This window comes from Pseudomonas sp. GXZC, assembly GCF_026967615.1.
GTDB lineage: Bacteria > Pseudomonadota > Gammaproteobacteria > Pseudomonadales > Pseudomonadaceae > Aquipseudomonas > Aquipseudomonas azotoformans_A.
Genome location: NZ_CP114115.1, coordinates 4291533 through 4306630, shown reverse-complemented (window position 1 = coordinate 4306630; position 15098 = coordinate 4291533). Strand labels below are relative to the sequence as shown.

15 protein-coding genes are annotated in these 15098 nt (G+C 60.4%); 12 read left to right on the top strand and 3 right to left on the bottom strand.

What is annotated here, in order from left to right:
• Nucleotides 1-369: 369 nt before the first annotated feature.
• From OZ428_RS19995 to OZ428_RS19985, 3 genes are all read left to right on the top strand, one after another.
• Nucleotides 370-1119, top strand: coding sequence for a hypothetical protein (locus tag OZ428_RS19995; RefSeq protein ID WP_269131036.1), 750 nt, complete (start codon nucleotides 370-372; stop codon nucleotides 1117-1119).
• Between the two features lie 134 nt (nucleotides 1120-1253).
• Nucleotides 1254-1523 (top strand): hypothetical protein, encoded by a 270-nt coding sequence (locus tag OZ428_RS19990; RefSeq protein ID WP_038843675.1) that lies wholly within the window; start codon nucleotides 1254-1256, stop codon nucleotides 1521-1523.
• Nucleotides 1524-1793: 270 nt separating this feature from the next.
• Nucleotides 1794-2291 carry a hypothetical protein gene (locus OZ428_RS19985; protein WP_269131035.1) on the top strand — a complete coding sequence of 166 codons (498 nt, stop codon included), beginning with the start codon at nucleotides 1794-1796 and terminating at the stop codon, nucleotides 2289-2291.
• A gap of 50 nt (nucleotides 2292-2341) precedes the next feature.
• Here the strand turns inward: OZ428_RS19985 and OZ428_RS19980 are convergent, their stop codons facing one another.
• Both OZ428_RS19980 and OZ428_RS19975 read right to left on the bottom strand, forming a co-directional pair.
• Nucleotides 2342-2968: a helix-turn-helix domain-containing protein gene (locus OZ428_RS19980; protein ID WP_269131034.1), complete on the bottom strand. Its 627-nt coding sequence runs from the start codon at nucleotides 2966-2968 to the stop codon at nucleotides 2342-2344.
• Nucleotides 2969-2973: 5 nt separating this feature from the next.
• Nucleotides 2974-3132, bottom strand: coding sequence for a hypothetical protein (locus OZ428_RS19975; protein WP_269131033.1), 159 nt, complete (start codon nucleotides 3130-3132; stop codon nucleotides 2974-2976).
• Nucleotides 3133-3356: 224 nt separating this feature from the next.
• On the opposite strand from OZ428_RS19975, the gene OZ428_RS19970 reads away from it, so the two are divergent.
• The 3 genes from OZ428_RS19970 to OZ428_RS19960 all read left to right on the top strand — a co-directional run bounded on the left by OZ428_RS19970 (nucleotide 3357) and on the right by OZ428_RS19960 (nucleotide 7021).
• A complete protein-coding gene (locus tag OZ428_RS19970) occupies nucleotides 3357-5474 on the top strand; it encodes a TonB-dependent receptor family protein (RefSeq protein ID WP_269131032.1) in 2118 nt (705 codons plus the stop codon).
• Nucleotides 5475-5549: 75 nt separating this feature from the next.
• On the top strand, nucleotides 5550-6092 hold the full coding sequence (locus OZ428_RS19965; protein WP_269131031.1) for a sigma-70 family RNA polymerase sigma factor: 543 nt from the start codon (nucleotides 5550-5552) through the stop codon (nucleotides 6090-6092).
• Entirely contained in the window at nucleotides 6089-7021 is a 933-nt protein-coding gene (locus OZ428_RS19960; RefSeq protein ID WP_269131030.1) for a FecR family protein, read from the top strand. The genes OZ428_RS19965 and OZ428_RS19960 overlap by 4 nt, the downstream gene beginning before the upstream one ends.
• Here OZ428_RS19960 and OZ428_RS19955 read toward each other — a convergent pair.
• Nucleotides 7018-8835 carry a sigma-54-dependent Fis family transcriptional regulator gene (locus tag OZ428_RS19955; RefSeq protein WP_177077974.1) on the bottom strand — a complete coding sequence of 606 codons (1818 nt, stop codon included), beginning with the start codon at nucleotides 8833-8835 and terminating at the stop codon, nucleotides 7018-7020. The two genes, OZ428_RS19960 and OZ428_RS19955, sit on opposite strands and share 4 nt — an antisense overlap.
• Nucleotides 8836-9083: 248 nt before the next feature.
• Between OZ428_RS19955 and OZ428_RS19950 the strand changes: the two genes are divergently transcribed.
• Genes OZ428_RS19950 through OZ428_RS19925 form a run of 6 tightly spaced genes read left to right on the top strand, consistent with a single transcriptional unit; the run spans nucleotide 9084 to nucleotide 15007 of the window.
• Nucleotides 9084-10178 carry an ABC transporter ATP-binding protein gene (locus OZ428_RS19950; protein WP_033896779.1) on the top strand — a complete coding sequence of 365 codons (1095 nt, stop codon included), beginning with the start codon at nucleotides 9084-9086 and terminating at the stop codon, nucleotides 10176-10178.
• A complete protein-coding gene (locus OZ428_RS19945; protein WP_269131029.1) occupies nucleotides 10178-11275 on the top strand; it encodes an ABC transporter ATP-binding protein in 1098 nt (365 codons plus the stop codon). The genes OZ428_RS19950 and OZ428_RS19945 overlap by 1 nt, the downstream gene beginning before the upstream one ends.
• Entirely contained in the window at nucleotides 11272-12138 is an 867-nt protein-coding gene (locus OZ428_RS19940; protein ID WP_010209674.1) for a carbohydrate ABC transporter permease, read from the top strand. The genes OZ428_RS19945 and OZ428_RS19940 overlap by 4 nt, the downstream gene beginning before the upstream one ends.
• A 10-nt stretch (nucleotides 12139-12148) precedes the next feature.
• Entirely contained in the window at nucleotides 12149-12949 is an 801-nt protein-coding gene (locus OZ428_RS19935; protein WP_003174634.1) for a carbohydrate ABC transporter permease, read from the top strand.
• Between the two features lie 10 nt (nucleotides 12950-12959).
• On the top strand, nucleotides 12960-13232 hold the full coding sequence (locus OZ428_RS19930; RefSeq protein WP_016977309.1) for a DUF2160 domain-containing protein: 273 nt from the start codon (nucleotides 12960-12962) through the stop codon (nucleotides 13230-13232).
• A 32-nt stretch (nucleotides 13233-13264) separates the two neighbouring features.
• Nucleotides 13265-15007 carry an ABC transporter substrate-binding protein gene (locus tag OZ428_RS19925; RefSeq protein WP_269131028.1) on the top strand — a complete coding sequence of 581 codons (1743 nt, stop codon included), beginning with the start codon at nucleotides 13265-13267 and terminating at the stop codon, nucleotides 15005-15007.
• The last annotated feature ends 91 nt before the right edge of the window (nucleotides 15008-15098 follow it).

Below are 15098 nucleotides of genomic sequence, written 5' to 3'. Positions count from 1 at the left end.
TCAGCAAAAAAGCTGGGCTACCGAAAGCAGGCAAATCACTTGAACAACCATTTGTGCACGAATTGGATGTTTCATTGCCGTCACCCTCATATACAGCTGCTGGTGAGTATGCCGTGGGCGATGTAGACAAACGCGCCAGGCCGTTCAAAGGTTGAAATTCCACCCTGGATCGCCAACAACACACGCAACTGTTGCAATCAGTATAGAGCCTGGAAAAAATTCTTCACGTTTGAGCGGATTCATCGGCCCAGCGGTCTCTGGTTACAACTATCTGCCTGGGGCCACTGCACTTTTCTGGATTTCTCCGCTCTATCCTTGTCCCAGCCCCGCCGATCCCCCGCGTGGGCAGATGAGCCAGATCGGGTGCCGATGGATCGCACGTTTCCTTGTTTCAACCTTCGACGGATTCGCCAGCCCTTGCTGCTGGCAGCCTTGCTGATGCTCTGTGCCGCCGGTTGCAGCCAGCAACAGGGCCGGGATATCGCCAAGCAGTTCAGCAATGGCAAGCCCGATGAGTTCTTCCAGACCAGTGTCGATCGCATGGCGACGCTGGGCATGCGCGACAACCTGCAGAGCTTGTATTTGCTGATGAACAAGCTCTATCTGCGCAATCCCAGCCAGTGGCGGCAGTCGGGGTACCCGGACGCTGTGACGGCAGCGCGGGAGATTCGCCAGGCCATCGAGCAACGTCGATCCCTGCCGCCACTGGGCGATCGTCGTGACCTGGCGGCGCTGAGTTATTCCTTGGGGCCGGACTTCAAGGGCGACCGGGTCGGCGCTTTCATCTATGCCATTGGCAGCATGATCGTTACCGCGCACGGTGGACGCACCGAGTTCTATATCACCGATTCGATCAACCCGCAGTTCGTCAGCAATGCCGCGCGTAATATCGAAAAGGCCACCTGGCTGCTGAGCAAGCGCCAGGATGCGAATGGCGTTCTGCTGCTGTTTTCCAACGAGATTTCGGAGGAGGGCAGCAACCTCAGTTTTGCGGTGGAGTTCGGCAAGATCGTCGCGCGCCTGGACCTGCTGACCCAGATGCTCGATGAACGCTACCGCCGTATCGGTTTGAACTATGCGCAGAGTTTGTTGCTGATGAACTTTCTGCCGGTGCAATAAACGGCGCAGCGTCAGCATAAAGGTGCGGTGTTTCCCTTTCCCACGTAGGAATCGGCCTATCTTGCCGCCCAATGCTTGAAACACCCCTCAGTCATCAATAGCCTCGGATTTTTCTGAAATGTGAGGCCTTTACCATGGGTAAGCGAAAAACGGTTTGGCCTACTGAAAGAGAAATTCGTTTGCGCTTTATCCTGTTTGCCGTGATCGATGCGGCGAGTGTTCAGGGTGTCTGCGCCGAACTGTTGTTGCCTGCGCACAAACTCTTGCGTGATTCGCCGACCGAGGCGCAGTTGCTCGATGCCCTGCGCGAGATTCTAGCGACAGATGAAATGGAGGGTTTCAGGCTTACACCAGGGTCGGAAGCCGATGAATTGATGCAAATGCTGATGCGACCTGAACGTTAAGCGTGTCCTGTTAGATCGTTTATTTCCATAACGTTGGTCGACATTCCTGGAACGAATATCCATAACGTCGTTTTGGCTCGCCTAACAAGCGCGCTGGATGCAATAGCGTCCAAATGTCAGCTATCACATCCAATGTCACTGTTTTATTCAACTAAGCTTCCCTCCGAACACCCATTCCTGCTGCTCTGCCGCCGTCTTGCGCCGCCGTTCTCCGGCTTTAGAATCGGCGCCAGAACTTGCTCATTTCCTGTCGATTACGGAGTTTCGAAGATGATGAATGCCATGCAGATGCCAATGAACACCGCCATGCCGATGATGCCGATGATGGGCATGCCGATGATGATGGCCACCCTGAAATGCGAAATGGCCGCGGATGCCATGATGTGCACCATGAAGCCGGCCGCCGGCATGGACATGGCTCAGTTCAAGACCAACGCCGAAATGATGGCGATGATGATGAACTGCGGCATGCCGATGATGATGCAGTGCGCCAACATGTCGATGATGTGCATGTCGGCCGATGCCATGGCCATGATGACCGGCATGAACATGATGCCGATGATGGGCATGCCAATGCCGATGATGAAGTGCGTGATGGAATGCACCCTGATGGGTGACAGCATGATGTGCAAAATGATGCCAATGCCGGGCATGAGCATGGACATGATGAAAAACTGCTGCATGCTGATGAACAAAATGATGAACGACTGCGCCATGCCGATGATGATGAGCTGCAACGGCATGCCGATGATGTGCTGCACCTGCTGATAGGTCCGGCGCACTAAAAAACGCCCCGATGATTCGGGGCGTTTTGCATTTCAGTCCAGGCGCTCTGGGTAAGTGATCACCAGGAAGGCCACCGCCTCGCTGTCTGCCGGGTTGCGGTAGCGGTGGGGCTGATCGGCGTAGAACAGGATCGAGTCGCCGGTAGAAAGGAGGTAGCGCTCATCGTTGACGCTGACCTCCAACACCCCTTGGGCCACCACCAGGTTTTCCTGGATACCGGGCCCGTGGCCTTCGGAAATTTCCTCGCCCAGCGCCCGCAGGCGGATCTCGTAGAACTCTGACTGGCGCGCCGTATCGTAGGGGAACAACGCTCGGCTGATAAACGCACCATCAGCACTGACCAGGCGCTTGCTCTGTTGCGCCGGCAGCACCTCCACCCCCTCAAACGCGCGGTCCTCCAGAAACGCCGCCACCGACACCTTCAGACCCTTGGCAATTTTGCACAGCACCTTGATCGACGGCACGCTACGCCCGGATTCGATCTGCGCCAGCATCGCCCTGCTCACGCCACAGGCGCGCGCCAATCCATCCAGGGACAAATGGCGTTTACTGCGCAGGCGTTGCAGGTTGTGGGCGACGCACTGGCTGATCACATCGTCGTCAGTGCTGGGCTTGGGCAGTGGTTCAGGTGGTTCGGGAATCACGTGCAGGGAATTCATCGGCCTTACGCCCGGCGGGTATCGCTGGACGAGGCGGCTTGAGCGGTAAACACCGCCAGCCCGGCACGCGCTGCGTACATCACCCACATCAACTCGGCCGCTGCACGCGCTTGGCGGCGTTTACGGTGGAGAGTGAAGTCGATGACGGTGGCGGATACTGGCATGGGGGCGATCTCGGGGTGCGTGGGTGACTCAGTCACTCCACAGTAATGCGTGGTGGTTATTTCTTTAAATACTGAGTTTGCATGTGGTAATTCGATTTTGGACTTAGCAAATAATCTCGATCCGACCCTGTTGTCGGAAGGGTCTGCTCCGTTAATAAGGAGTGACCTGGCGGGCGTCCCAGCCTTCCCACCACGTGCCCCCCCGAATTCCAAGGACCTGCCCGATGCTGTTGCGCCACCCTCCGTTGCTGTTTGCCGCCCTGACGTTAAGCTCGCTGGTGCATGCCGAAGACCTGCAATTGGCCCCGGTCGAAGTCACCAGCAGCGAAGCCAGCGCCGGTGAAGTGGCCGAGGCGCAGCTCAAGAGCGTGCCCGGCGGCACCAATTACATCGACATGAACAGCGTGCAGCAGGGGCGGGTGAGCACCAACGAAGACGTATTCAAGTACCAGGCCGGGGTGTACGCCAAGGCGGCGAACAACGAAGGGGTGAAGCTCTCGATTCGTGGCTCGGGCCTGAACCGCAGCCCCGGTTCCCATGCCTCCGGCCTATACGAAATGTTCGACGGCCTGCCGCTGACCGGCCCCGGCGGCACACCTTATGAGCTGAAAGACCCGTTGTGGCAAAGCCGCGTCGAGGTGCTGCGTGGCGCCAACGGCTTTGACCAGGGCGCCTTGGCCCTCGGCGGCGCCGTCAACTACGTGACGCGTACCGGCTACGACGCGCCCAAGCTGCAACTGCGCTATGAAGCGGGTAGCAAAGGTTATGCCCAGAGCGAAATCAGCTCGGGCCAGGTGCTGGGGGATGCCGACTACTACATCAGCCTCACCGACTCCGAGTCCGACGGCTACCAACGGCAGAGTGCCGCCACCGGCAAGGGCGTGGCCGCGAACTTCGGCTACCGGTTCAACCCGGACCTGGAAACCCGCTTCTACTTCCGCTACCGCGAAACCACCAACGACACCCCTGGCAAACTCACGCGCAGCCAGATCAGCCACGACCCACGCGCGGCCAACAGCCTCAACGCCGCCCGCGATTCCAAGCGCCTGCAACCGGGCTCCACCTGGATCGCCAACAAGACCACCTTGCAGCTGGATGACAATGCCCGGGTCGAAGTCGGCCTGGCGTACCACGACTACCCGATGGACCTGCGCGAAGGCACCAATCGCCTGAAAGTCGCCTACACCGATATCAGCAGCACCCTCAATTACATCCGCCAGGACACGCTGTTCGGCCACGACAGCAAAACCACCGTCGGCCTGCGCACCACCCAGGCGATGCCCAACAACGGTGCCTCGGAATACGTGCGCACGCCGGCCGGCAACACCGCTGGCTACGCGCCGGGCACCAAGACCCGTGACTACAGTTACCTGGGTTCCGATACCGTGCTGCACATCGGCAACGACCTGGAACTGGCCCCCGACTTGTGGTTGACCACCGGCCTGGCGGCGATCTATACCCGTCGCGAAACCCGGGTCACTTATCCCGAAGGCCAGGCACCGCTTAGTCAGCACGATTGGGACTACGCCCCGCGCATCGGCCTGCGGTATGACTTCACCCCGCAACTGCAGGTGTACGGCAACCTGAGCCGTTCGGTCGAGCCGCCGCATGCGTGGTCGATGATCTGGGGTTCCAACAAATACTTCCCCGCAGGCAGTGGAGCGGCCACCGGCCTGCAGCGCGAAGGCGTGAGCCTGAAAAACCAGACCGCCACCACCCTGGAAATCGGTGGCCGTGGTGAAGCATGGCTCGGCCAGTGGGACCTGGCGCTGTACCGCTCCGAAGTGCGCCATGAATTGCTCACCGTGGAGACCCAGGCCCAGACGTCAACCAGCAACGCTATCGTCGCTGAAAACAATGCCAGTCCGACGATTCACCAGGGCGTGGAACTGAGCCTGTTGAGCCCGTTGTGGGAGGGCGGCCGCAACGGCCGGCTCACCCTGCGCCAGGCCTACACCTTCAGCGACTTCCATTACCGTGATGACGACCGTTTCGGCGACAACACCTTGCCGGGCATCCCCAAGCACTACTATCAGGCGCAAGTGCGTTACAGCCATCCGACCGGTTTCTACACCAGCCTCAACACCGAGCATTCATCAAAAGTGGCGGTGGACTACGCCAACTCCTACTACGCCGCGTCCTACACCCTTCTCGGCGCCACCTTCGGCTACGACGCCCCCCAGCAGGATTGGCAAGCCTGGGTCGATCTGCGCAACCTCACCAACCGCCGTTACGCCAATACCGTCACGCCGGGGTATGACGATAAAGGCTTGGATGTCGCGCGTTCCACCCCGGCGGATGGCCGTGGCATCTACACCGGCGTCTCCTGGAGCTGGCGCTGAGCCCTTGCCCAAACCCCGTTTTACTGGCATTGTCTGCGCAATTGGTAACTCTTCCCATTTGAGATCTTTTTGCGCATGCATGACATTCCGGCCGCGCTGGGCGATTCCGCCCGGCAGCAGACCCTCACGGCGATGTACAGCGAGCACCACGGTTGGTTGCATGGCTGGTTGCGCAAGAAACTTGGGTGTTCCCAACATGCTGCCGACCTTGCCCATGACGCGTTCATTCGCGTCTTGATGCTGGCCGAACCCCAACAGATCAAAGAGCCGCGCGCGTTCCTGGCCACCACGGCAGGGCGGTTGCTGATCGACGGCGCCCGCCGCCGTCGCATCGAAAAAGCCTACATGGAAGCCCTGGTGATCCAGTGCGAAGACGCCGGCATGCCCGACCCGGCGGCGATTCATGTGGCGCTGCAAGCCCTGGAGCGCATCGCCGAAATGCTCGCCGGGTTGCCGGCCAAGGCGCGCGAAGCGTTTCTGTTGAGCCGCCTCGATGGGCTGACCTACAGCGAAATCGCCACGCGCCTGGACGTGTCCTCCAGCACCGTCAAAAACTACATCTCCAGCGCCTTGGTGCACTGCTACCACAGCCTGCACCCGGCAGACCCGCTGGCATGAGTTCCGAACAGATCATCCAGCAAGCGGCGCAGTGGCTGACCCGCCTGCACGACGAAAACGTCACCGAAGCCGACCGCCAGGCGTTCAACACCTGGCGGTCGGCCGACCCGCGTCACGCCGTGGCCATCGAACGCATGGGCGCACTCTGGGGCAGCCTCGATACGCTGCCGGCCAAACCCGCACGCATGGCCCTGAACCGCGCATTCGCCCCACGACGTCCGCGCGGTGCGCAGGTGGTGGGTTTGCTTGGCGTAGTCTTGTGCGGCTGGCTGGGCCTGCAACATCTGCCGGTCTGGATGGCCGACCAACGCACTGGCGTTGGCGAGCGCCGCCAGATCGCCCTCGAAGACGGCAGCCAGTTGCAGCTCAACAGCAATTCGGCGGTGGACGTGAAGTTCGACGGCCATCAACGGGTCATCGAACTGCTGCAAGGCGAGCTTTGGGTGGACGTGGCCAAGGATGCGCAACGGCCCTTCGTGGTACGTACCGACCAAGGGACGGCTACGGCATTGGGCACCCGTTATCTGGTCAAGCGTGCGGCAGACGGCACCACGGTGGTCACGGTGATTGAATCCACCGTCGCGGTCCAGGGTGATGCCAGTGACGGTGTGAAGGTCACCGCCGGCCAGCGTTCGGTCCTCGATCACGGTCGCGCCCAGCCGCCGCAATCCATCGGCAACAGCGACCCGGACGCCTGGACCCGTGGCCTGCTCAAGGTCAACGACCAACCCCTGGGCGAGGTGCTGCAAACCCTCGCCAGCTACCGCCACGGCATGCTGCGCTTCGATCCCCAGGCCCTGCAAAACCTGCGGGTGTCCGGCGTGTTCAAGCTGGATGACACGGCGGCGGCGCTGTCGTCACTGGCGGACAACTTGCCGATCCAGGTGGAGTACTTCACCGACCTGCTGGTGGTGGTCAAGCCGCGCTAGCTTTCGTGCTGGCGCAGGCGCTTGTACAAGGTGTTGCGGCTCACCCCCAGCTCCCGCGCCAGGTGGGAGATGTTGCCGCCGGCCGCCTTCAAGCGCTGGTTCAGGTCGATGCTGTCATCCAGGTATTCACTGGCGGGCAGTGGCGGCTCCACCTTCAAGTCCACAAAAAAATCATCCGGCAGATGTTCCGCGCGGATCGGCTGTTCTTCAGCCATGGCCAGCGCCACCTGCAACACGCTGCTCACCTGACGCAGGTTCCCCGGCCACGGATGCTGCTCAAACAGCGCCAGCACTTCGGCGCTCAGGCCCGCCCATTGAGTCGGCTCGCGGTGTTGCTGCCACAGTTGCTGGAACAGTGCCTGCTTGTCGGTGCGCTCGCGCAACGGCGGCAGTTCCAGGGTCAAGCCGCCGATGCGGTAGTACAGGTCCTCACGGAAACGCCCGGCCTGTACCAAGTCCCGCAATGCGCGGTTGGTGGCCGAGATGATGCGCAAATCCACCGGGAACAACTCGCTGCTGCCCACCGGCTGCACGCAACGTTCCTGTAGCACCCGCAGCAGACGCGCCTGGGTCGGCAGGGGCATATCGCCGATTTCATCGAGAAACAGCGTGCCCTTGTCGGCCTTGCGGATCAGGCCGATGCTGCCTTTCTGATTGGCGCCGGTAAAGGCGCCTTTTTCGTAGCCGAACAGTTCCGATTCCACAAGCTCAGCCGGAATCGCCGCACAGTTCACCGCGATAAATGCCTTCTGGCTGCGCGAACTGGCCTGGTGCAGGGCTTTGACGAACACTTCCTTACCCACGCCGGTCTCGCCGTGGATCAGCAGCGGAATGTCCTTCTCCAGTAAACGTTCGGCCTGGCGCACGGCTTTTTCCACGCGCACGTCGCCGAAGTGCAAGGTCTTGAGGCCAATCGGCGCGGGCTTCGGTGGCGTCGGTTCGGTGAACACCCGTGCCTGCACCGATGTCTGTTTGGGGCGTCTCAGCAAGCACTGGAAACGGTTGCGTCCCGCGGCTTGCAGAGAGAAGGGCAGCCCTTCTGGCTGGTTCAACAGCTCCAGCAATGACACCTTGAACAAACTGTCGATCATCACCCGCGACAAGCTGATGCCCAGCAGGTTGTCGGCACGCCGGTTGGCCGACAGCACCTGGCCGCTCTCATCAAAAATCAACAGGCCGGCCCACTGGCTGTCGAGGTTGCTCAGGCCGGTGTTGAAGGTCAGTTGGAAGTGCTCACCGCGAAACAGGTTGAGGATCAACCGGTTTTCCACGGTCTGGCTCATCATCTTGACCATGCCCAGGGTGTGGGAGGGCGGCAGGTAGCTGTCGCTGGACACATCCAGCACCGCGATGATCTCGCGCTGGGCGTCGAAGATCGGCGCCGCCGAGCCGGTCATGAAACGGTTGGCCTTGAGGAAGTGTTCATCGTGCTCGATATGCACGGCCTGGGCACACGCCAGCGCGGTGCCGATGGCATTGGTGCCGCTGGAGCGCTCCATCCAACTGGCGCCAGGGTTGAAACCGCGCGCCAGCTTGGGCTCGATAAAACGCTGGGTGCCCCAGCTGGTCAGCACCTGGCCCTGGTTGTCGGCCAGCATGATCAGGCAATTGGAATTGCTGAGGATGTTCTCGTAGTAGGGCAGCACTTCCTGATGGGTGGTCTGCACCAGCGAGTGCTGGCTTTCCAGCAATTGGCTGATGCCCTCGGCGGGGAGTTGGTCGAAGCTGGGCGTGCTCTGGTGGTCCAGGCCGAAGGCGCGGCAACGGCGCCAGGATTCCTGGATAAGGGTGTCGTGAGCCAAGGGTTCGGCCATGGGCGACCTTCTGCTTTTTATTGTTTTTATGGGGCCCCGCAGGCGCGGGGGCCTAATTAGTGTTGTTCAGTACTGTTCATTGTCAACCCCCTGAGTGTTCAGTTGTTCAGCCAGGGTTGTTCATTTCTGTTCACTCCTGAACATCGAATTCTTGCCATTTCCTTGTGGATCAAGCACCTGACGGTTCTGGCACGAAACTCGCTCTAGCTGATTGCCAGATTCATTCCAATAATAAAAAAGGTCGTGTCATGTCATTGACCCTGGAAAATGTCTCCCGCGTTGTCGAAGGCCAGACCTGGATCGACGACGCCACCCTGCGTTTCGAAGCCGGTTCCTTCAACGTCCTGCTCGGTCGCACCCTGTCCGGCAAGACCAGCCTGATGCGCCTGATGGCCGGCCTGGACAAGCCCAACAGCGGTCGCATCCTGATGAACGGCGTGGATGTCACGCAAAAACCGGTGCGCCTGCGCAACGTGTCGATGGTGTACCAGCAGTTCATCAACTACCCGACCATGACGGTGTTCGAGAACATCGCTTCGCCGTTGCGCCAGGCCGGTGTGTCCCACGAGGTGATCCAGAGCAAGGTGCTGGAAACCGCAAAAATGCTGCGCATCGAAAAATTCCTTCAGCGCCACCCGCTGGAACTCTCCGGCGGCCAGCAGCAACGCACGGCCATGGCCCGCGCGCTGGTCAAGGACGCCGAGTTGATCCTGTTCGATGAGCCGCTGGTGAACCTGGACTACAAACTGCGCGAAGAACTGCGTCAGGAAATGCGCGAGCTGTTCGCCGCGCGCCACACCATTGCCATTTACGCCACCACTGAGCCCAACGAAGCCCTGGCCCTGGGCGGCACCACCACCATCCTGCACGAAGGCCGGGTGATCCAGAGCGGCAAGGCCGCCGAGGTGTATCACCAGCCGCAGACGGTGCTGGCCGCCGAGCTGTTTTCCGAGCCGCCGATCAACCTGATGCCGGGGCGCATCAGTGGCAATGAAGTGAGCTTCGCCAATTTCGTGCACTTCCCGCTGAACGTCGACCTGCGTCCCATTGGTGAAGGCGAGTTCCGTTTCGGCGTACGCCCCAGCCATATCAGCCTGGTGCCGAGCAACGATGACGACCTGGAGCTGGCGGTCACCGTGGAAGTCGCGGAGATCAGCGGTTCGGAAACCTTCCTGCACGTGCGCAGCGAGCATTTCCTGCTGGTGCTGCACCTGCCGGGGGTGCACGAATACGACGTCGATGCGCCGATCCGCGTGTACATCCCCACCCATAAACTGTTTGTGTTCGATGGTCAGGGCCGTTTGGTCCAAGCCCCCGGACGCCGTGTCGCGAGGGTTGCCTGATGGCCGAGATCCATTTGCAGAACCTGGCGCATAGCTACAGCCCTACGCCGAGCGGCCCTGAGGACTACGCCATCCGGGAAATGAACCACGTGTGGGAGCAGGGCGGGGCCTACGCCTTGCTCGGGCCGTCGGGCTGCGGCAAGTCGACCTTGCTCAATATCATCTCCGGCCTGCTCAGCCCGTCCGAAGGCCAGGTGTTGTTCGACACCAAAGTGGTCAACGACCTCACCCCGGAAAAACGCAACATCGCCCAGGTGTTCCAGTTCCCGGTGGTGTACGACACCATGACGGTGTTCGACAACCTAGCGTTTCCGCTGCGCAACCAGGGCATGGCCGAGGCGAAGATTCACAGTAAGGTGCAGGAAATTGCCGAAGTCCTCGACCTGCAAAACCTGCTGAGCAAAAAGGCCCGCAACCTCACCGCCGACGAAAAACAGAAAGTCTCCATGGGCCGTGGCCTGGTGCGTGACGACGTGTCGGCAATCCTGTTCGATGAACCGCTGACGGTGATCGACCCGCACCTCAAGTGGAAGCTGCGGCGCAAGCTCAAGCAGATCCACGAGCAGTTCAACATCACCATGGTCTACGTCACCCACGACCAGTTGGAGGCCTCGACCTTCGCCGACAAGATCGCGGTGATGTACGGCGGGCAGATCGTGCAATTTGGCACGCCCCGTGACCTGTTCGAACGGCCGAGCCACACCTTTGTCGGCTATTTCATCGGCAGCCCCGGGATGAACCTGATCGAGGTGCTGGCCGAGGCGGGCGGGGTGCGCTTTGCCGGCACCCATCTGCCGTTGTCCGAGGCCCTGCAGCAACGCATTGCCAACACCGATTACAAGAAATTGCAGGTGGGCATCCGCCCGGAATTCATCCACGTGTGGGACGAGCACAACCCTGACGCGCTGCAGGCCGATGTCACACACCTGGAAGACCTCGGCACCTACAAGATCATTACCCTCAACCTGGATGGCGCCATGCTCAAGGTGCGCCTGGCCGAAGACAAACCGGTGCCCGAAGGCCAGGCCTCCATCAGCTTTCCTGCGCAGTGGCTGATGGTGTACGCCGACGATTACCTGCTGGAGGTGCAGCCATGAACAAGGTGCAGAACAACAAGGCCTGGTGGCTGGTGTTGCCGGTGTTCCTGCTGGTGGCGTTCAGTGCGGTGATCCCGATGATGACCGTGGTCAACTACTCGGTGCAGGACATCTTCGACCAGTCCAGCCGCTACTTTGTCGGTGCCGATTGGTACAAGCAGGTGTTGCTCGACCCACGTTTGCATGACTCGCTGCTGCGCCAGTTCATCTACTCGGCCTGCGTGCTGCTGATCGAAATCCCGCTGGGCATCGCCATCGCCCTGACCATGCCGACCAAGGGGCGCTGGTCGTCGCTGGTGCTGATCATCCTCGCCATTCCGCTGCTGATCCCGTGGAACGTGGTGGGCACGATCTGGCAGATTTTCGGCCGTGCCGATATCGGTTTGCTGGGGTATAGCCTCAACGCCTTGGGCATCAGCTACAACTACGCCGCCAACACCATGGACGCCTGGGTGACGGTGCTGGTGATGGACGTATGGCACTGGACGTCGCTGGTGGCGCTGCTCTGCTACTCAGGGCTGCGGGCGATTCCGGATGTGTACTACCAGGCCGCGCGGATTGATCGCGCATCGCCCTGGGCGGTGTTCCGACATATCCAGTTGCCGAAGATGAAAAGCGTGCTGCTGATCGCGGTGATGTTGCGCTTTATGGACAGTTTTATGATCTACACCGAGCCGTTCGTCCTCACCGGCGGCGGGCCGGGTAACGCCACCACGTTCCTGAGTCAGACGCTGACCCAGATGGCTGTAGGCCAATTCGACCTGGGCCCGGCGGCGGCTTTCTCGCTGGTGTATTTCCTGATCATCCTGTTGGTGTCCTGGCTGTTCTACACCGCCATGACCCACTCCGACGCCAACCGCTGAGGCCGCCAACATGAGCAAGCGCAAGGTTATCCCGCTGCTGATCTACATCCTGTTTCTGCTGGTGCCGATCTACTGGCTGCTGAACATGTCCTTCAAGAGCAACACCGAAATCCTCGGCGGGCTGACGCTGTTTCCGCAGGATTTCACCCTGGCCAACTACAAGGTGATCTTCACCGATCCGAGCTGGTACACCGGTTACCTCAACTCGCTCTACTACGTAAGCCTGAATACGGTGATCTCCCTGAGCGTGGCGCTGCCGGCGGCCTATGCGTTTTCGCGCTACCGCTTCCTGGGCGACAAGCACCTGTTCTTCTGGCTGCTGACCAACCGCATGGCGCCGCCGGCGGTGTTTTTGCTGCCGTTCTTCCAGCTGTATTCGTCGATTGGTCTGTTTGACACGCATATCGCGGTGGCTTTGGCGCACTGCCTGTTCAACGTGCCGTTGGCGGTGTGGATCCTGGAGGGCTTCATGTCCGGGGTGCCCAAGGAAATCGACGAAACCGCCTACATCGACGGCTACTCGTTTCCCAAGTTTTTCGTGAAGATCTTTATCCCGTTGATCGGCTCCGGCATCGGCGTGACCGCGTTTTTCTGCTTCATGTTTTCCTGGGTCGAACTGCTGCTGGCGCGCACCCTGACCTCGGTCAACGCCAAGCCCATCGCGGCGGTGATGACGCGCACGGTCTCGGCGTCGGGTATCGATTGGGGCGTGCTGGCGGCGGCGGGGGTGTTGACTATCCTTCCCGGCATGCTGGTGATCTGGTTTGTTCGCAACCACGTGGCCAAGGGCTTTGCCCTTGGCCGGGTCTGAGGAGTCGATGATGGAATGGATGGCCTGGACCACCCCCACCGCGCTGTTCTTTGGTGCCATAGCCCTGATCCTCGCGGGCATGACCACCTGGGAATTGCGTTCGCCGAGCATCCCTCGGCGCGGTTTGTTACCGATCAGCACCACCCGTGGTGATCGTTTGTTTATCGGTCTTCTCGGCAGCGCCTACCTGCATTTGCTGGTGATCGGCGCTACCGACTGGAGCATCTGGGTGGCGTCCGCGCTCTCCCTGGTATGGCTGTTGAGTGTGATGCGTTGGGGCTGATGCCCTTGTGAATAAACAACCTGGAGGTCTCTATGTTGAATAAGAACAATAAGCTGCGACATAGCATTTCATTGGCCGCCGTACTGGCCCTCAGTGGTTTGAGCGCTTCGGCCTGGGCCGATGCGTACGAAGATGCCGCGAAAAAATGGATCGGCAGCGAATTCAAACCGTCCACCCTCACGGCTGAACAGCAGCTTGAGGAACTCAAGTGGTTTATCAAGGCGGCGGAACCGTTCCGTGGGATGAAGATCAACGTGGTGTCGGAAACCCTCACCACCCACGAGTACGAGTCCAAGGTGCTGGCCAAGGCCTTCAGCGAAATCACCGGGATCAAGCTGACCCACGACCTGCTGCAGGAAGGCGACGTGGTGGAGAAGCTGCAAACCCAGATGCAGTCCGACAAGAACATCTATGACGGCTGGGTCAACGACTCGGACCTGATCGGTACGCACTTTCGCTACGGCAAGACCGAATCCATCACCGACCTGATGGCCAACGAGGGCAAGGACTACACCTCGCCGACCCTGGATATCAAGGACTTTATCGGTATCTCCTTCACCACCGCGCCGGATGGCAAGATTTACCAGTTGCCCGACCAGCAGTTCGCCAACCTGTACTGGTTCCGCGCCGACTGGTTTGAGCGCGCGGACCTGAAAGCCAAGTTCAAGGAAAAATACGGCTATGACCTCGGCGTGCCGGTGAACTGGTCGGCCTATGAAGACATCGCCAAATTCTTCAGTGAAGACGTCAAGGAAATCGACGGCAAGCGCGTGTATGGGCACATGGACTACGGCAAGAAAGACCCGTCCCTGGGCTGGCGCTTCACCGATGCCTGGTTCTCCATGGCCGGTGGCGGCGACAAGGGCTTGCCCAACGGCTTGCCGGTGGACGAGTGGGGCATTCGCGTGGAGGACTGCCACCCGGTCGGCTCCAGCGTCACCCGCGGCGGCGACACCAACGGCCCGGCCGCCGTGTACGCTACCCAGAAATACGTGGACTGGATGAAAGCCTACGCGCCACCGGAAGCGGCAGGCATGACCTTCTCCGAATCCGGCCCGGTGCCTTCCCAGGGCAACATCGCTCAGCAGATCTTCTGGTACACCGCGTTCACCGCCGACATGACCAAGCCGGGCCTGCCGGTGGTAAATGCCGACGGCACGCCGAAATGGCGCATGGCGCCGTCACCGGTCGGACCTTATTGGGAAAAGGGCATGAAGAAGGGCTATCAGGACGTAGGTTCCTGGACCTTCCTCAAGTCGACACCTGAGAAGCAAAAACTCGCGGCGTGGCTCTACGCGCAGTTCGTGACCTCGAAAACCGTCTCGTTGAAGAAAACCATCGTCGGCCTGACGCCGATTCGTGAGTCCGACATCAACTCCCAAGCGATGACCGACATGGCACCGAAGCTCGGTGGCCTGGTGGAGTTCTACCGCAGCCCGGCACGCGTCGAGTGGACCCCGACCGGCACCAACGTGCCGGACTACCCACGCCTGGCACAACTGTGGTGGAGCAACATCGCCGCCGCCGCCAGCGGCGAGAAAACCCCGCAGCAAGCACTGGACAACCTGGCCAAGGAACAGGACGCGATCATGACGCGCCTGGAACGCTCCAAGGTGCAACCGGTGTGCGGCCCGAAAATGAACCCCGAGCGTGACGCGCAATACTGGTTCGACCAACCGGGCGCGCCGAAACCGAAACTGGCCAACGAGAAGCCGAAAGGCGAGACCGTGGCTTACGGCGACTTGCTCAAACAGTGGGAGGCTGCGCGCAAGTAATTGCGTTGAGTGAGGGAAAAGAAGAACGGCACGCTTGTGTGCCGTTTTTTTCGTTCGCTGGTTGGGCTGCATTTCATCAGGAGGTCCAAGA

What these genes read in the sequence shown, in the direction of transcription:
- OZ428_RS19945 (WP_269131029.1), top strand. Translation starts at nt 10,178, where the DNA reads ATGGCCGAGATCCATTTGCAGAACCTGGCGCATAGCTACAGCCCTACG.
- OZ428_RS19990 (WP_038843675.1), top strand. Translation starts at nt 1,254, where the DNA reads ATGGGTAAGCGAAAAACGGTTTGGCCTACTGAAAGAGAAATTCGTTTG.
- OZ428_RS19955 (WP_177077974.1), bottom strand. Translation starts at nt 8,835, where the DNA reads ATGGCCGAACCCTTGGCTCACGACACCCTTATCCAGGAATCCTGGCGC.
- OZ428_RS19965 (WP_269131031.1), top strand. Translation starts at nt 5,550, where the DNA reads ATGCATGACATTCCGGCCGCGCTGGGCGATTCCGCCCGGCAGCAGACC.
- OZ428_RS19935 (WP_003174634.1), top strand. Translation starts at nt 12,149, where the DNA reads ATGAGCAAGCGCAAGGTTATCCCGCTGCTGATCTACATCCTGTTTCTG.
- OZ428_RS19995 (WP_269131036.1), top strand. Translation starts at nt 370, where the DNA reads ATGGATCGCACGTTTCCTTGTTTCAACCTTCGACGGATTCGCCAGCCC.
- OZ428_RS19960 (WP_269131030.1), top strand. Translation starts at nt 6,089, where the DNA reads ATGAGTTCCGAACAGATCATCCAGCAAGCGGCGCAGTGGCTGACCCGC.
- OZ428_RS19975 (WP_269131033.1), bottom strand. Translation starts at nt 3,132, where the DNA reads ATGCCAGTATCCGCCACCGTCATCGACTTCACTCTCCACCGTAAACGC.
- OZ428_RS19950 (WP_033896779.1), top strand. Translation starts at nt 9,084, where the DNA reads ATGTCATTGACCCTGGAAAATGTCTCCCGCGTTGTCGAAGGCCAGACC.
- OZ428_RS19925 (WP_269131028.1), top strand. Translation starts at nt 13,265, where the DNA reads ATGTTGAATAAGAACAATAAGCTGCGACATAGCATTTCATTGGCCGCC.
- OZ428_RS19930 (WP_016977309.1), top strand. Translation starts at nt 12,960, where the DNA reads ATGGAATGGATGGCCTGGACCACCCCCACCGCGCTGTTCTTTGGTGCC.
- OZ428_RS19970 (WP_269131032.1), top strand. Translation starts at nt 3,357, where the DNA reads ATGCTGTTGCGCCACCCTCCGTTGCTGTTTGCCGCCCTGACGTTAAGC.
- OZ428_RS19980 (WP_269131034.1), bottom strand. Translation starts at nt 2,968, where the DNA reads ATGAATTCCCTGCACGTGATTCCCGAACCACCTGAACCACTGCCCAAG.
- OZ428_RS19985 (WP_269131035.1), top strand. Translation starts at nt 1,794, where the DNA reads ATGATGAATGCCATGCAGATGCCAATGAACACCGCCATGCCGATGATG.
- OZ428_RS19940 (WP_010209674.1), top strand. Translation starts at nt 11,272, where the DNA reads ATGAACAAGGTGCAGAACAACAAGGCCTGGTGGCTGGTGTTGCCGGTG.